Below are 16,888 nucleotides of genomic sequence, written 5' to 3'. Positions count from 1 at the left end.
CGTTCTCCTTCACTGAGCGGCGGACATGGTGGCGGGCACGACCTGGTATTCCAGCTGCGCCCACGTCAGGGATACATCACGCTGGAGGTCGAGCACCTGCAATTGCGCATCGAGTTGCGCACGTCTGGCAGCGAATGTGTCGGCGAGTGAGCCCGTGCCGGCCTTGTACGCCGCCGTCGCCAGTTGTACGCGCTGGCCGGCCGCCGGCAGCAAGGCCTGATTGAGACTGGCAATGCGCTCGCGGCCGTTGGCCAGGGTGGCTGACAGCGTCCGCACATCTGCTTCGACCTGCCGCTGGGTGTCCTCATACATCAGGCGTGCCTTGGTCCCGAGTTCCGCTTTTCCGGCAGCGTCCCGGTCCTGGTAGTTCTTGCGATGGATGGGCAGCGGGATGCTGACGCCAACCGACACCATGTTCGAGTACGCCCCGCCGCGCTGCTGGTATGAGACTTCCCACGTCCAGTTGGGGCTGCGGTTGCTGTTCGCAACGGCGGTGTCGGCATCAGCGACGGCAATCTCTGCAGAAGCCGCGATGAGCGCCGGCTCCACGTGCCGCAGTTCCTCGGGCGGCAGGGACGTGACGAACGACTGGGGTGCCGGCGGTTCGCCGGCTACGTCAGTGACCGGTGCGGCAGTCCATCGCGACAGCGCAATCAGTGCGGTCTGCAATGTCTGTTGTGCCTTGAGCAGCTGGTCCTGCGTCTGCGCCAGCATGAGCTGGGCTTGCGTGACGTCGGCCGCCGACGCTTTTGCACCCCGATAGGAGGCTTGCGTGGCTGTAAGCTCATGCGTCATGTGCATGATCAGCTCCTGCTGCAACGACACCGTTTTTTTTGCGTAGGCTGCGTTCAGCCACGCGGTCGCGGTTTGCTGACGCACGTTAGTGAATTGCGTGAGATAGCCCGACCGTTCGCGGTCGACGACCTGGTTCGCCAGCGCCGACCGTAGCCGGCGCTTTTCAGGCGAGACCCATTCCTGTTCGATTCCGATGCGCCGCATCGTCATGAAATCCTGGCCGATGGTGAACCGTTGCGGTCCGTTCACCGGCAGGTTGTCGACGCCAGCCTTGAGCATCGGGTCCGGCAACTGGCCAGCACTGGTGACCGCCTCTGAGCTGGCTCGCACGGACGCTTGCGCCGCCCCCATGGCGGCAGAGCGGTCGGTGGCGGACTGGAGCGCCGCATCGAGCGTGACGGGCATTTCCTGAGCGCGCGCGGCAACGCTCACGAGAATCAGCGCGGCAAAAAACGAACGCGCGCGCAGTGGTACACGCCGGCATGACGGCGTGCCAATAGTTAAAAGCATGGTCTAACCCCAACGGCGGACTCTCAAAGGGAGTCCACGTCCTGAACGCAGGACGACCTCACCGCAAATGCGGTGAACCTGTCAGCAAGGGATTAGATGGCGCGAGGAGGTCGCCAGAGTCCGGCCGGTTCACGGACGGAGAGCGACTGCGCGTAGTGGAATACAACTGGACTGGCCAGTCCCGCCGGGCGGGTTACCTCAGTGGCGGAGACGGGATGATACAAACTGCCGACCTGGCATTGCGCCGTTACCTTGCAGGAAAACCCTTTGGTCTTCCCGGCTGGTACGGGCTTCATATTTTCGCAGCCGGACATATCCGGTGACATGGCGCTGCTTTCATCTGCGCCCATACTCATCTGCATCGGACACGCTCCCGTCAAGCCGCTGGCTGCCAGCCCACTGATGGGCAGCGCAGCGCAGAGCAACAGAAGGAGCAATGTCCGGAGGAATTTCATGGCGGGAATTATAGCGTGAAAAATATGGTCAGTTTGTAGCGACGTCTACCCGATTGCCCCCTCACGGTTTGGTAAAGGGTGGGCGCATGATTGCCCGGCGAAAAACCGTGTCGGCATCGATACCGCGCCGCCTGACGTTTAAAGACATCGACGCTGGCACGTTCGTGGTCACCTGCCACGCGCACGCCTGCGTCGTGGGGTATTGCCCACCTGTGTGTTTGGGGTAATGCACTGCGGTGTCTTTGGGTAAATGCACTCATGCGGCAACCTGGAGCATCGTCCGGTGACAGGTTGCGGTTCGGCAAGGACAACGGCAACGGCAACGGCAAACATACTGCTTTCGAACTTCTTCGTCGTACGGACCATCGAGCGCCAGCCGGCACTCATTCATAGACAGGAGGGTACGCAGATGTACGCCCTTCAGTACGCCTTCGCACGTGTCTCCACGAAGTCCTTCAATAAGCTTGAGATCGCACCAGCAACGTAATAGCCGGGTAAGCAAAGCGCCATTTCACGGTAACGACGAGATGCTCCAATGTACGTGGGTTTTCAAACGGTCCCCACGCGCCCGCTGAGTTCGCCACGAACCGCGGTCGAAAAATAACGAGCAAAAATAATACCCGGAGTTAAAACGTATGCTTTCCCGAGCCTTCCTTTTTGGCGTATCAGGCATAGCAATGGCGGTCGCGCTGTATGCGTGCGGTGGCAACAACGGCAATTCGCTTACCACCGTTTCAGCGCAGAATCAGTTGACCACGTCGACGCCCATCAAGCATGTGGTCGTGATCTATAACGAGAACGTCTCGTTCGACCACTACTTCGCCACCTATCCGAATGCGGCGAACCCGGCTGGCGAACCTGCGTTCACGGCTGCGGCCGGCACGCCGACGGTGAACGGCCTGAGCGGCACGTTGCTGACCGCCAACCCGAACTTCACGAACACCGCGAACGGCACGGGCGCTGCCAATCCGTTCCGGCTGGACCGCACTCAGGCCGCGACGGCCGACCAGAACCACGCGTACACGGCGGAGCAGCAAGCGTACGACAACGGCGCTGCCGACCTTTTCCCGAAGTTCACGGGTAAGGGTTCGAGCGGCGGCGCCGGCGCCTTCGGTACGACTGGCCAGGTCATGGGCTACTACGACGGCAACACCGTGTCGGCGATGTGGAACTGGGCGCAGCACTTTGCGATGAGCGACAACGCTTATACGGATACGTATGGCCCATCGACTCCGGGCGCACTTGAAGTGATCTCCGGTCAGAACAACGGCGTGCAGCTCGTCAAGACCAGCCAGCAACCGTTCAATCTGTCGACGGCATCGCACTCGTATTACGTCAACGACGGTCAAGGCGGCATCACGCTGATCAACGACGCCGACCCGGCTGCGGACTTGTGCTCCAGCACGACTGACCAGATCCTGATGTCCGGCAAGAACATCGGCGACCTGCTCAACGCGAAGAGCATCACTTGGGGCGGCTTCATGGGCGGCTTCAACCTCGCGACCACCAACAGCAACGGCACGACGGGCTGCAAGCGCAGCACGGTGTCGCCGGTGGTCGGACAGGCAACGGCCGACTACATCCCGCACCACAACTGGTTCCAGTACTACGCATCGACGGCGAACCCGCAGCACTTGCGCCCGAGCGCGACTGCAGCCATCGGCTACACGCTACAGTCGGATGGCAAGACGGCTGACCCGGCCAATCACCAGTACGACACCGACGACTTCTTTGCATCCGTGAAGGCAGGCAACTATCCGTCGGTCAGCTTCATCAAGGCGCCGGCGTTCCAGGACGGCCATGCAGGCTACTCCGACCCGCTCGACGAACAGGCGTTCACGGCCAAGATCGTCAACTTCCTCCAACAACAGCCTGACTGGAAGAGCACGGCCGTGATTGTCGCGTGGGACGATTCGGATGGCTGGTACGACCATGCCTTTGCGAACCCGACGTCTTCGTCATTCGATGCTCAGGCGGACCAGTTGAACGGCGCCGGCAAGTGCGGCACGGGAACGGCTCCGGTCGGTGTGAGCGGCGCTGCGGTCAACGGTCGTTGCGGCCCTGGCACGCGCATCCCGTTCCTCGTAATTTCGCCGTGGGCGAAGGCCAATTATGTCGACCATACCCTGATTAGCCAGGCGTCCGTGGTTCGCTTCATCGAAGATAACTGGCTGGGCAGCCAGCGGATCGGCGGCGGCTCCTTCGATGCGACGGCAGGCAGCATCATGGGCCTGTTCAACTTCAACGGCGGCGGCAACAACCCGACTTTGTTCGTCGACCCGAACCTGGGCACGCCGGTCGCGTCGGTCCCTGCTATCTAAGTTCCGCGCTACGCGTCGACGCGTAGCTAGACGGTATCTCCGTGTTGCCAACCTTTTCGGGGTTGGCAACATTTTTCGTTTTTAGCTTCCTTGCCGTTGCCCCTATGCCCGCTTCCGCAGCTCGTCCCGTCGAATCACGTCCTCCTCAGCATCCGTCGCGGTACAGCGCCCGGCGCATTCTGGCGTTGCTCGTCGCCGCCGTGCTTATCGCGTCGATCGGTTTTTGTGTCTGGGCGTTGGCGTACCCGTCGCGGGGTCCAGCCGCAGTCGGCGCGCTTGTCGAAGACCTCACGGGGGCGAATGCAAACCCCATCGCGCTCCAGCGCCCGGTTGCACCGGCTCAGCTCAGCGCCGTGGCGCAACTCGGCAAGAAGATATTTTTCGACCCGACGCTCTCCGCGTCCGGTCGCCAGTCATGTGCGTCGTGTCATAGCCCGGAGCACTCGTACGGGCCAGCGAACAATCTGGCTGTTCAGTTAGGCGGGCCCGCTCTGTCGCAGCAAGGCTACCGGCCGCCGCAGTCACTCATGTACCTCTACCGGCAACCGAATTTCAGCATCGGCCCGGATAGCGGCGACGCGGACAATGCGCCCGATCTGGCGCAGATTGCGAGTCAGGCGGCGGGCGTGGAAAAGGCTCAGAAAAACGCGGGGGTTGCACCTGCCGCGCCTGCGCTGGTGCCGCAAGGCGGCATGTTCTGGGACGGCCGCGCCGACACGCTCCAGGCACAGGCATCCGGTCCGATGTTGAACCCGGTCGAAATGGCGAATGCGAGCATGGCCGACGTCCTGGCGAAGCTTCAGCGCACGCCGTACAGGAACGACTTCATTCAGCTATTCGGTCCGAACGTTTTCGAAAACACGGACCTCGCCATGTCAGAGGCCATGTTTGCCATTGCGCGCTACCAGGTGGAAGAGCAATCGTTTCATCCTTACACCAGCAAATACGACTATTGGCTTGAAGGAAAAGCACGGCTCAGTCAGGCGGAACTGCACGGGTTGCGTCTGTTCAACGACCCGAACAAGGCGAACTGTGCGGGCTGCCATCTTTCGAAGCCGGGTTCCGACGGCCTGCCGCCGATGTTCACGGATTATCAGTACGAGGCGCTCGGCGTGCCACGGAATGCCAGCCTTGCCGCCAACCGGGACCACGGCTTCTTCGACATGGGCATCTGCGGGCCCTTCCGTACCGACCTGAAGGACCAGACGCAGTATTGCGGGATGTTCCTCACGCCGACGCTGCGCAACGTCGCCACACGCCAGGTGTTCTTCCATAACGGCGTTTATCGTTCGCTCGAGGACGTCATGGCGTTTTACAACGAACGCAATACCGCGCCGCAGAAGTTCTACCCGCGCGGCCCTGATGGAAAGATTCAGAAGTACGATGATCTGCCAGCGAAGTACCAGGCAAACATCGACGACAAAGACGCGCCGTTCGACCGCAAATTCGGCGACAAGCCCGCGATGAGCGATGAAGACATTCGCGACATCATCGCGTTCCTGAAGACGCTCAACGATGGGTACAAGGTTAGCGCGCGCTGAGCGATCGTGATAACGGTTGACTCCGGAGTCAAAAAAACGCCCTACGTAGGGCGTTTTTCGTTTCCGGGTTATGCAGAGCGAAGAACGGCGCGGTTAGACCGTCGCTACGGCAGCCGCCTGTTTCTGGGCCGATCTCATCAGTCCTTCGAGCATTTTCGCTTCGGCGTTCGCGATGTCGCTCAGCGAGGCGATGGACAGTTGTCCGTCCAGAATGGCCAGCGCAGTGCAAAGGCGGGAATATTCGCTGTCCTCGAGTGTCCAGATGCCATCGCGATGCTCGCGGACGTCGAGCTGAACCATCGCTGCGTGTGCGCTTTCAATGTCGGCAAGCACGTCCGCCCCGAGCCCGAGACGCGAAAGTTCTTGCGACACCAGCAAATGCCGGCTCAGCGTCATGTGCAAATTCCGCGAGCCGTGGCCGTGCCGGAATGCATCGAGAGCGGTGTAGCTCTGCAAAAGCATCGCCTCGGTGACTGGCTCGTGTGCGGTGCGGCTATAGGTAAGCGCGCGCAACAGCGGCGACATTGCTGGCTGACTGTGCTTGCGGCTTCGCGATTTACTGGACATATCGGTTCAACCTCCTTCGCTAACTCTCGGCTTTGCCACCGGAATTTTGTTGTCCGGTGACAAACGCCGCCGATGCGCCGGCGGCCTGACAGACTCTGAATGTGAATCTGTGTCGCCATCATGGCAAGCAACTATTAAGACAGACTTAAGCGAATGCAAGTCGCAATGTGCTGCACCGACGAAAAAAAACCCTGTTCCGCAAGGGAACAGGGTCGGACAGGATGGAGGAGTCGCGCAGGCGCGTGGATGCTTGCCGACCTATACCCACCACTCACTAACAACGCTGCTGCTACTTCAACTGCTACTTGAACTGCAACTTCAATTGCTACTACATCACAGCTCGGTCCTTCGTTTCACTGCACCTCGCTGCAATCCCCTGCTGTTTCCAGCGCTTATTGAATCGACTGCGCGCTGTTCCGATTGCTTCTACTTCCTACTGCTTTCCTGCCCTGCCGCTTTCGACAACCGCGGCAAACTGCTATCAACGGTACGGTTCAAAACAACGCGGGGGAAGACCGCGTCGATGGGCTCGATGACCTGTCGCTCCATGGAAACCAGTTTATGCGAGAGAGCGCGAATGCAATTGCGCGAAACGAGGGGAAATGGCGGCCCAATTTGGCGAATCGCCGGCGCTCGGCGATTTCGGTCAATAGGCGCTGAAAAGATCGGATTGTTTCAGCTGCGCCGCCAAATAGTGCTTGAAGCGGCACGCTTGCCGGCATCGACGCGGATCATCCGTAGCAGAATCGACGCGGCCGCCGAGCCATGAAGTTGATCGGCCGAAACATGACCGCGTGGTAAAAAAGCGCTGATGGCGCGACAATTCTTACGAGCCGCCTGCGCACCGGGAACGTTTCCAGCATGCCCACACCAGAACCTGTCCTCACCTTGCGTCCAGCGTTGAACGCCGACGAAGGCTTTCTCTTCGAACTGCGCAAGGCGACCATGACCGAGCATCTGGCGCGCGTCGGTGAACCTGCGGACGACGCCGGGCATCGCGCGCGGCTGCTGCATCGCTACGACACGGCGCGGGTGATTTGCGTCGACGGCGCGCCGGCCGGTTTGCTGAAAGCACATCGCAACGATACCGAATGGGTCGTCGTGCAATTGCAGATCGCGCCGGAGCATCAAGGCCGCGGCATCGGCGAGCGCGCATTGCAAACGGTCCTGCAGGCCGCACAAGCCGACGCGTTGCCGGTCACGCTCAAGGTGCTCAAGGGCAATCCGGCGAAACGCCTGTACGAACGCCTGGGCTTCGAGACAGTCGATGAAGATGAAAGACAGTTTCACATGAGGCGCTTACCGCACGCGTCGACGGAAACTCAAGCAGAATGAAAGTCTGATAAAGACTGATATGCAACTGACCCTCTTATGACCTTTCGCGACACCTCGGCCATTGCAAGCTGGCACGCCCACATCTACTTCGACTCAAGCAGCCGCGACGCCGCGTGGGCCTTTCGCGAGCAGATCGATGCGCATTGGAACGGCAAGCTGCAATTGGGCCGCTTTCACGAGCGTCCGGTCGGGCCGCATCCGATGTGGTCGTATCAGCTCGCATTCAGCCAGGAGCAGTTCGCCGAGATTGTCGGCTGGCTCACGCTGAATCATGGCTCGCTCGATATTTTTCTCCACCCGAACACCGGCGACGCCCTGCGCGACCATCGCGACGCGGCCGTGTGGATCGGCCATTCGCATCCACTGCTGCTGGACGCATTGCGCTGACATGCGTGCGGGCGGCGCGCGTTCGTTCACATCAGATGTTTGAATACGAACTGCACCAGCCGCGCGCGGCGACCTGCTTGTCGCCGAACAGCGTGCAGCCGCCATAGGCGTCCGTGGCTTTACCCTGGAACAGCGAGCAGTTGCCGCAAGTTTGTCCGGCGGTGTAGTCAGGGAATTTCGCCTTGTCGACCTTGGAAGCGTCCTCTTTATAGCCGACGGCTTGTGCCTTCGGATCCGCTTCGCTGAGCTTGCCGCCTGTGTCAGCGAACGCGGCACGCGAGAGCACCAGCGTCGAGCCGACGCCCACGCTCAGCATCAGAAAGTTTCGGCGCGATGTTTTCATGGTGGTCCGGTGGAAAGTAGTAGTGGATGATGGCAAGCGACGACACGCGGCAACGTTCTTCAATCGAGGAACAGGGAAAACGTTCGACCGGTTCACGCTCGGTGCGCAACAGGTTGACCCGCGCGCTTTCGTCGGCGAAACCGAGCGACATGCCGCACACCAGTTGCTCTTCGTCCGGCAAGCCGAGATGCGCGGCGATGACCCGATGAAACGGCGTGAATGCGGCCTGCGATGATTCTAGCGCGAGGGGCTGGTTTCTCGCTTGCAGGCGTGCAGACTTACCTGCGGCGTTGGGTTTTTCTTTGTCCTTTTTGCCTTTTGCGGCGGCATTATTCTGTGTGCCTACGGCGGTGGGTTTTTCTTTTCTTTTTGGTTTATTAGCGTTCCCCCTGTGCGGGGGGGCACCTACTTTTCTTTGCCGGCCGCAAAGAAAAGTAGGCAAAAGAAAGCGGCTCAAACCGCTAGCTCTTAAGCGGGTCCCCTGGCTTGGAGGTGGCAGTGGAGCATCTGGAATCAGTGTTCTCGCACATTCGGCGTGAGTGACAAGGCAGTCATTCTTCCGGCGGCGCTGCGCGCGCCGAAACGGTACTTCATCAAACCACTCGCCAGTTCCGACGCTCTGCGGTACTTCACAAAATCGACGGGCTCGTCAGCCGCTTCCGGTGCCTGCGGTTGTTCAACCGTAGTGGCTTGCCTTTGCTGCGCTAGCGCAACTTGCGGCTACGTTTCGTTCGGCGAAGTGGCCCGCACTTCCACAGTTCAGCGCCTCGCCGGGGCAAAGCCAATGACCCCCACGAACCAAAGCGAAGTCACTGGTTTCCCTTGCAGACCGTTCCGGCGAGCACGCAGTGCGAGGCGGGAAGGATGACTGCCTTGTCACAAGCGCGGAATGTGCGAGAGCACCGATTCCAGATGCTCCACTGCCTCCTCCAAGCCAGGGGACCCGCTTAAGAATTAGCGGTGTGAAGCCGCTTTCTTTGCTTACTTTCTTTGCGGCGGCAAAGAAAGTAAGTGCCTGCCCCGCACAGGGGCGAAGCTAATAGACCACTAACAAATCAAGGAAAGGCCAACACCGCAGGCACACAGAGATAAGCGCCGCGCAGGCAAAAAACGAAAGCAAAGACCAACGCCGTAGGCAACCAACCAACCCCGCTGCGCAGCAAAAAAACCATCATTTGAACAGACCAACCCGCTGATTAGCCTCCGGCAACTGCCGCGTCTCCCGAACAGACTTCGGGTGCCACAACCGCGTCCCACCCTCGATACCTGCATCGTTCGATACAGTCGCGACATTCGCCGGCAACTCAATCGTCAGCCGCGCAGCATTCCCACCACCAATCCAAAGCTTGTCGTAATTCACCAGCGAAGCAAGAATCCCAATCACCTTTTCGACACGGCGATTCCAACGCTTATTCCCCACCTTCTCGCGCGCCGCCTCGCCGATATACTCGTCGTACGCCACACCCTTCTTGCTGACCGGATGATGCGCAAGCTCCAGATGAGGCATCAACTCGCCGTCGCGAAAGAGCGCCGTTCCCGCGCCAGTGCCCAGCGTCAGCACAAACTCAATGCCGTGGCCTTCAATCGCGGCAAGGCCTTGCATCTCGGCATCGTTGATCATCCGCACCGGCAATCCACCCAGGCGCTGCGCCAGCGAATCGGCCAGCGGAATGTCGTGCCAGCCCTCAACGCCGAAGTGCGGCGCGGTCAGAATACGGTTGTCGCGCACGACGCCCGGAAAACCGATCGACATCAGCGTCGGCCGCTCCTTCTCGACGAGCGGCTCCACCAGCATCACCAACGCATCCACCAGTTGATCCGGCGTGCACGGATGCGGCGTCGCTACCCGCAAACGCTCGGTTTTCATCTGCCCGTCAGCATCGATGATCGCGGCTTTCAACCCCGTTCCGCCGACGTCGATTGCCAGAATCCGCTCGTCGCTGCCTGTCGCTTTCTTCTTACGTGTTGCCATGGTGTCCCCCGATTGTGTCGCTGCGTCTCATGGAATTACTTCTTCTCGACTGCGTTCCTTTGCAAAGGCCGCCACGCATGTCCGTTGCGCTCGAGCAGCGCGTCTGCTTCCGCGGGGCCTTCGCTGCCGGCCGCATAACCGTGCACCGGTATTGCGCCGCCGGTCTTCGGATGCAGCACGTCGTCCACCGCGGCCCAACTCGTTTCGATGCTGTCGGCGCGCTGGAATAGCGTCTCGTCGCCAAGCATGCAGTCATACAGCAACGTCTCATAGCCGACGTTAGCCCGCTCGGCAAAAAAATCGCCATAGTCGAACGACGACTGCACCGCGCCCACCTGCATCACCGGCCCGGGCGTTTTTACGTTGAAGTCGAAACTCGTGCCATGCGCGGGATCGATGCGCAACGTCAGCACGTTCGGCGTCAGCGCATCGACCGGCGTGTCGCGGAACAGACGGAACGGCACGGGCTTCAGTTGCACCGCGATCTCCGTGCGACGTGCGGCGAGCCGCTTGCCCGTACGCAGATAGAAAGGCACCCCCGCCCACCGCCAATTCTCGACGAACACGCGCGCGGCGGCATACGTTTCCGTCGTACTGTCCGACCCGACATCCGGTTCCTCGCGATACCCGACGCCTGCCGGACCCTTTTCGTATTGACCAAATACGACGTCATCGGCAGTCAGCGGCAGGATCGCGTCGAAGATGTCGGCCTTCTTGTCGCGCACGGCTTCGGCATCGAACGAATTGGGCGGCTCCATCGCGACCATGCCGAGCAGTTGGAACAGATGGTTCGGCAGCATGTCGCGAAACGCGCCAGTCTGTTCGTAGAATTTGCCGCGCCCTTCAACGCCGATCGTTTCGGCCGCGGTGATCTGCACGCTGTCGATATACTCGCGCCGCCAGACCGGCTCGAACAGCGCATTCGCAAATCGCACTGCGAGAATGCTCTGCACGGTGTCCTTGCCGAGAAAGTGATCGATGCGATACACCTGCGATTCTTGCGCGTATGACAGGATGTGTTCGTTCAGATCCCGTGCCGACGCGAGATCGGTGCCGAACGGTTTCTCGATCACAATGCGGCGGAAACCGTCGCTTCCGCCATCGCCTTCTTTCAGCAAACCCGCTTTGCCGAGATGTTCGACGATCGGTTTGAAAAAGCGCGAACTGACTGCCAGATAAAAAATCACGTTGCCGCCCGGCGACTGATCGATCTTCTGCTTGAGCTTCGCGAACGTGTCGTCGGTTTCGAATTCGCCGGCCATGTATTCGAGCCGTTGCGCAATCCAGTCCCACGCTTTGTCGTCGAGCTTGCCGGCGTGGAAGGTGCTGGCTTTGTCGGCGGCGAACTGTTGCAGCGATTTGTGCAAATCGTCGCGCCATGCGCTCGTCTCGCGCTCGCCGTGATTCACGCCAATGATCTGCGTACCGCCGTCGAGCAGGCCATCCACGGCCAGGTTGTACAGCGCGGGCATCAGCAGCCGTTTGGTGAGGTCGCCGCCCGCGCCGAAGATGACGAGCGTGCAAGAAGGCGCAGGCCGCTTGCCGGCCGGCGACGGCGGCGCATCATGCGGACTCGCGCTGACTTTGCAGCTGGCTTCGGGGTTCGCTCCGGCGCTGGAAGCAGGTTGAGCGGATAGTGATGCGTTCGGAGTAGTCGACATGGGATTCGCTTAAGGCAGCCAATGAATCGGACGTGGCGGTACATAAAAAACCACGCTTGAACCCGCACAGTTCAAATCAACCGCTAAACCCGCATACCACGCGTGTTGTATGGCTTGTGTAACTTCGTATGCCTGTTTAACTACTTCGCCGCCGCGGTTGCCAGCGCAGGCTCAGGCGTGCGTGCCGGTGCAGGAGCCGGTTCCGGTTCGCCGGTCAACGGCACATTGCCCGATCCGGCCATCGCTCTCGGTTGCAGCAGCAACGCAACCAGCCCGCTCCAGCCGGTTTGATGCGAAGCACCCACGCCGCGCCCGTTGTCGCCATGGAAATATTCGTGGAACAACACGAGATCGCGCGAACGCGGGTCCGCTTGCAACAGCGGATACGCGCCCATCACCGGCCGCTCGCCGTACTTGTCCTTGAGAAATAGTGTGGTTGCGCGACGTGCCAGTTCGTCGGCGATTTCGCACAACGAAAACTTTTGCCCTGAGCCGGTCGGATACTCGACGCGGAAATCGTCGCCGTAGTAGCGATGAAATTCATACAGCGATTCGATCAGCAGGTAGTTCACCGGCATCCACACCGGCCCGCGCCAGTTCGAATTGCCGCCGAATACGCGTGAGTCCGACTCGGCCGGCAGATACTTGATGCAGAAACTGTGGCCGTTGAGGTCGAGCTCAAACGGCTTGTCGCGATGCACGCGCGACAGTGCGCGCACACCGTGATCGGAGAGGAATTCGCTTTCGTCGAGTGCTCGGCGCAACAATGCTTTCATCCGGTGCCCGCGCAACACCGACAGCAGGAGGGTATTGCCCTTGCCGGGCTCATTCCAGCGCGACACCAGCCTCGCCAGATCGGGCCGATGCTGGAGGAACCAGACGAGTCGCTCACGCAAGCCCGGCAAGCCGCCATGCAGACGTTCTTCGAGTACGTGTACAGCGAACAGCGGAATAAGGCCGACAATCGAGCGCACCCGCATCGGTATGTTGCCGCCGTCCGGCAGGCGCAGTTTGTCGTAGAAGAATTCGTCTTCGCTGTCCCACAGACCGGTATCGCAGCCGTCGTCGCAACTGACGGCTTGGGCGATATACAGGAAGTGCTCGAAAAACTTCACACCGATATCGACGAACACATGGTTCGCATACGCCAATTCGAGTGCAATGCGCATCAGGTCGAGCGCGTACGCGGCCATCCATGCGGTGCCGTCGGCCTGATCGATGTGGCCGCCGGTCGGCAGCGGCGACGAGCGATCGAAGATGCCGATGTTGTCGAGGCCGAGAAAACCGCCCTGAAAAATATTGCGGTCGTCGGCGTCCTTCCGGTTCACCCACCAGGAGAAATTCAGCAACAGCTTGTGAAACACGAGTTCGAGAAAATCGCGATCCGCCTTACCGGTCAGCGCGCGATCGATTTCATAGACGCGCCATGCGGCCCATGCATGCACCGGCGGATTCGCATCGCCGAACGCCCATTCGTACGCGGGTAACTGGCCGTTCGGATGCTGGTAGCGATCCTTCACGAGCAGCAGCAACTGACGCTTCGCAAACGCCGGATCGATCAGCGCGAAAGCGGCTGCATGAAACGCCAGATCCCACGACGCGTACCACGGGTATTCCCACTTGTCGGGCATCGACACGATGTCCGCGTTGCACAAATGCTGCCACTCCGAGTCGCGGCCGCGCTTGCGGCTCTCGGGCGGCGCGGGTTGCAGCGGATCGCCTTCGAGCCAGCGATGCACGTCGAACTGGTAGTACTGCTTGGACCACAGCATGCCGGCGAGCGCCTGACGCTGCACGAGGCGCGCATCGGGATCGTCGATCTCATGCTGCAACGCGCCATAGAATTCGTCTGCCTCGGCGATGCGGTGAGCGAATACCGCGTCGGCGTCGAGCAAGACATCATCCGGACTCGACTCCGGACGCCAGCGCAGGTACACCACGGCGCGGCCATGCGGCGCGAGTTCGAGCGGTGCGTGCGCGGCCGCCTTGGTGCCGGCGTCGTGGCGTACCGCTTGCGCGTCACCGTGCACGAGGTAATCGTTGAAACCGTCTTTGAACGGGCCCGCGCCGTCCATGTTGAACAGGCGCTTGACGTTGGTGTCGTTCTCGCAGAACAGCCACGTCAGGTGAGGCGCATCTTTCGACCATGCAGTCACGACGATCGGCTCATGACCATGCTGACGGCCGACCACATGCATCTCGCCGCTGTGGTCTTCGCCGGCGACCAGCGTTGGTTTGTCCTTGTTTTCCTTCCATGACCACGAATTGCGCGCCCAGATCTGCGGCAGCACATCGAGCGACGCCGCCCGGTCCGCGCGATTCTCGATCGTCACGCGCATCAGGATGTCGTCGGGGGCATGTTTCGCGTACTCGACCTGCACGTCGAAATAGCGCGAATCGTCGAACACGCCGGTATCGAGGATTTCGTACTCCGGCATGTCGGCACCGCGCCGCGCGTTTTCCTGAATCAGATCGTCGTACGGAAAGGCCGCTTGCGGGTACTTGTAGAGCATTCGCATGTACGAATGCGTGGGCGTGCCGTCGACGTAGAAGTACAACTCCTTCACGTCCTCGCCGTGATTGCCCTGCGCGTTCGTGAGGCCGAACAGGCGTTCCTTGATAATCGGATCGTTGCGGTTCCACAGCGCAAGCGAGACGCACCAGCTGAGCTTGTCGTCGCCGAAACCGGCGATGCCGTCTTCTCCCCAGCGATACGCGCGGCTGCGCGCGTGGTCGTGCGGGAAGTAGTCCCATGCGGTGCCGTTCGCACTGTAATCCTCACGCACCGTTCCCCATTGACGCTCGCTGAGATAGGGCCCCCAGCGTTGCCAGTGGTCACACTCGGCCGAATGCAGGCGTGAACCTTCAGTAGTGGCGAGCAAATTGGCAGCGCGCAGCGGTGGCATGAATACGTCCTTGCGTCGAGCTTGGCGGCGGGACTCATATCGTAGCGCGGTTTACGCGGCGATGCGCTCCATCCGGGCAAGCAGATTTTCAATGCGTAGCAGCTCGCCGAGCGACCACGCCTGAAACGGCGTGCCGGCGGGTCTGTGCGGCGCGTCGCCGTCGGCGATTTCGGAGAGGTGGTCGAGACCGGCGTGGTCGAGATGTGCGTACAGCGGCTCGAGAAAGCGCGCTTTGGCTTGCATGCAGACATCGTGCCCGGTCGCGTGAACCCGTAGCCACGCTTCTATAAACGGACCTAGTAACCACGGCCAGACTGTGCCTTGATGATAGGCGCCATCTCGTTCCAACGGAGTACCGGCGTAGTGGCCCCGATAGCCAGGATCGGACGGCGCGAGCGTTCTTAAACCTAGCGGCGTAAGCAGCTCCGCTTCGACCTGATCGACTACCGCACGCGCCGCCGCGCCGTCGAGTAATTGAAACGGCAAGCCACCCACGGCGAAAATCTGATTCGGCCGGATCGAGCGATCGACAGCGCCATTTACGTGATCGACGTCGATGTTGTCGAAAAGCGCTTGCGTCGACGGATCGATAAAGCGTTCATGAAACGCTTGCAACGCTCGCTCGGCCGGTTGCTGCCACCGCGGATTCCACATTGCTGCAATGCGCAATGCGTTGATCCAGAGTGCTTGTACTTCCACTGGTTTGCCGATGCGCGGCGTGACCACCCAGTCGCCGACCTTTGCGTCCATCCACGTCAGTTGCACGCCGGACACGCCCGCGCTCAAAAGTCCATCGTCAGCGGACGCTTTGATTCCGAAGCGCGTGCCGTTCGTATAGCCCGTGAGGATGGTTTCTATTGCCTGCTGCAAGCACGTGCGCGTGGCGGCGGTGGCGTGATGGGTCGCGAGATAGTCGTGCACTGCGACGACGAACCACAACGACGCATCGACGGAGTTGTATTCCGGTGTATCGCCATAGTCAGGGAAGCGATTCGGCAGCATGCCTTCAGACAGTGTGCCGGCCCATTCGAGCAGGATCGCTTCGGCGTCGCTATATCGGCCCGATGCAATCAGTAAGCCGCGCATGGCGATGAACGTATCGCGGCCCCAATCGGTGAACCACGGAAAACCCGCGATGATCGTACGGCCTTCGTTACGCGTGACGACATAGGCATCGGCGGAGCGCTGGAGGCGAGAGCCTGGCGCGGCGCGGCGTTGTTGTTCGATGGTGGCGAGTTGCGTGGCATGGGCGGTGGCTGGTTCAATGTTTGCAGTCCTAGCCGCAGCCGCTATGGATGCACTCAGGATCATCACCGCTTCGCCCTCGGCGAGATTGAAGCTGAACACGCCGGGCGTCGCGAGATCTTCGCTGAAATCGAGGCCACGCTCACGCTCGCGGACGTAGTAGAAGTTTCGATACCAGTCGGGTGCGTGCGTGTAGACACCGTTCGTCACCGCTTGAATAGCTGGTAAGTCACCGTATGGCTGCCAACTGACGCGCGCTTGCTCGTCACTCGTTTGCGCGTTGAAGTTGAACGCGGGATTTTCGTGGTGCAGCGCATGATAGTCGCGGCCGGAAAGCAACGGCCTGACCTTCAACGTGAACGCGTTCGAGTTGGCGCTTGGTTCGGAAGCTTCCGCGCGCCAACGCAAAACCGTTTCGCACGTTGCCTTGCTGACGAACACTTCGGCCGTCAGCAGCGTTTGCGCGTCGAGTTGAAAGCGCCATGTCGGCCACGGCTGAGTGTCGAAGTCCAACAGGCTCGCCGTCACGTCCGGATAGATCACGTCCGGCACATAGCGCTGCATGCTTAGCGGATAGCGTTTGCCGTTGGCCTCGAGCCACGCCTCGACACCGTTGACGAGAACGATGCGCCCGCCCGGGGCACGTGTAGCGGTCAGCAGCAACGCGTGATAGCGGCGCGTGCGTAACGTGCCGGCGGTGCCCGATGCGAAACCGCCGAAGCCGTCTGCTTCGAGCCACTCGTCTTCGAGACGCGAAATGTCGAAGGGTCTGCCGATGCGTGTCATGGATTTACCTGGGTTATGCAAACCGCAGATCTTTCGGTATGCCTGGACTTCAGGCGCGTGGCGC

12 protein-coding genes and 1 pseudogene are annotated in these 16,888 nt (G+C 60.7%); 4 read left to right on the top strand and 9 right to left on the bottom strand.

The features are described 5' to 3' along the window. Nucleotides 1-9: 9 nt before the first annotated feature. Nucleotides 10-1,305, bottom strand: coding sequence for a TolC family protein (locus WN982_RS39555; RefSeq protein ID WP_341317380.1), 1,296 nt, complete (start codon nt 1,303-1,305; stop codon nt 10-12). A 92-nt stretch (nt 1,306-1,397) separates the two neighbouring features. After that, on the bottom strand, nt 1,398-1,760 hold the full coding sequence (locus WN982_RS39550; RefSeq protein WP_341317379.1) for a hypothetical protein: 363 nt from the start codon (nt 1,758-1,760) through the stop codon (nt 1,398-1,400). A gap of 635 nt (nt 1,761-2,395) precedes the next feature. Between WN982_RS39550 and WN982_RS39545 the strand changes: the two genes are divergently transcribed. Together WN982_RS39545 and WN982_RS39540 are read left to right on the top strand one after the other, a co-directional pair. Further along, on the top strand, nt 2,396-4,081 hold the full coding sequence (locus tag WN982_RS39545; RefSeq protein WP_341317378.1) for an alkaline phosphatase family protein: 1,686 nt from the start codon (nt 2,396-2,398) through the stop codon (nt 4,079-4,081). A gap of 104 nt (nt 4,082-4,185) precedes the next feature. Next, complete coding sequence (locus WN982_RS39540; protein WP_341317377.1) at nt 4,186-5,622, top strand: cytochrome c peroxidase; 1,437 nt, start codon at nt 4,186-4,188, stop codon at nt 5,620-5,622. A gap of 93 nt (nt 5,623-5,715) precedes the next feature. Here WN982_RS39540 and WN982_RS39535 read toward each other — a convergent pair whose 3' ends face one another. Further along, on the bottom strand, nt 5,716-6,189 hold the full coding sequence (locus tag WN982_RS39535) for a hypothetical protein (protein ID WP_341317376.1): 474 nt from the start codon (nt 6,187-6,189) through the stop codon (nt 5,716-5,718). An 861-nt stretch (nt 6,190-7,050) separates the two neighbouring features. On the opposite strand from WN982_RS39535, the gene WN982_RS39530 reads away from it, so the two are divergent. Next, on the top strand, nt 7,051-7,524 hold the full coding sequence (locus tag WN982_RS39530; protein ID WP_341317375.1) for a GNAT family N-acetyltransferase: 474 nt from the start codon (nt 7,051-7,053) through the stop codon (nt 7,522-7,524). A gap of 36 nt (nt 7,525-7,560) precedes the next feature. Beyond that, nucleotides 7,561-7,911, top strand: a complete 351-nt coding sequence (locus WN982_RS39525; protein WP_341317374.1) for a DOPA 4,5-dioxygenase family protein — start codon at nt 7,561-7,563, stop codon at nt 7,909-7,911. 31 nt (nt 7,912-7,942) lie between these two features. Here the strand turns inward: WN982_RS39525 and WN982_RS39520 are convergent, their stop codons facing one another. From WN982_RS39520 to WN982_RS39495, 6 genes and pseudogenes are all read right to left on the bottom strand, one after another. Then, nucleotides 7,943-8,254, bottom strand: coding sequence for a high-potential iron-sulfur protein (locus tag WN982_RS39520; protein ID WP_341317373.1), 312 nt, complete (start codon nt 8,252-8,254; stop codon nt 7,943-7,945). A gap of 76 nt (nt 8,255-8,330) precedes the next feature. Then, nucleotides 8,331-8,483, bottom strand: a pseudogene (locus WN982_RS39515) (nitroreductase); the annotation flags it as partial. Nucleotides 8,484-9,425: 942 nt separating this feature from the next. Next, on the bottom strand, nt 9,426-10,226 hold the full coding sequence (locus tag WN982_RS39510; RefSeq protein WP_341317372.1) for an ROK family protein: 801 nt from the start codon (nt 10,224-10,226) through the stop codon (nt 9,426-9,428). 35 nt (nt 10,227-10,261) lie between these two features. After that, a complete protein-coding gene (zwf, locus tag WN982_RS39505; RefSeq protein ID WP_341317371.1) occupies nt 10,262-11,887 on the bottom strand; it encodes a glucose-6-phosphate dehydrogenase in 1,626 nt (541 codons plus the stop codon). A 140-nt stretch (nt 11,888-12,027) separates the two neighbouring features. Beyond that, the gene (locus WN982_RS39500; RefSeq protein WP_341317370.1) at nt 12,028-14,793 is read right to left on the bottom strand and encodes a glucosidase; all 2,766 of its coding nucleotides are present in this window, start codon (nt 14,791-14,793) and stop codon (nt 12,028-12,030) included. A gap of 51 nt (nt 14,794-14,844) precedes the next feature. Next, the gene (locus WN982_RS39495; RefSeq protein WP_341317369.1) at nt 14,845-16,824 is read right to left on the bottom strand and encodes an amylo-alpha-1,6-glucosidase; all 1,980 of its coding nucleotides are present in this window, start codon (nt 16,822-16,824) and stop codon (nt 14,845-14,847) included. Nucleotides 16,825-16,888: the final 64 nt, after the last annotated feature.

It is taken from the genome of Paraburkholderia sp. IMGN_8 (assembly GCF_038050405.1).
Lineage (GTDB): Bacteria > Pseudomonadota > Gammaproteobacteria > Burkholderiales > Burkholderiaceae > Paraburkholderia.
The sequence above is the reverse complement of the archived record's forward strand: the minus strand, read 5'-3'. Positions and strand labels throughout refer to the sequence as shown.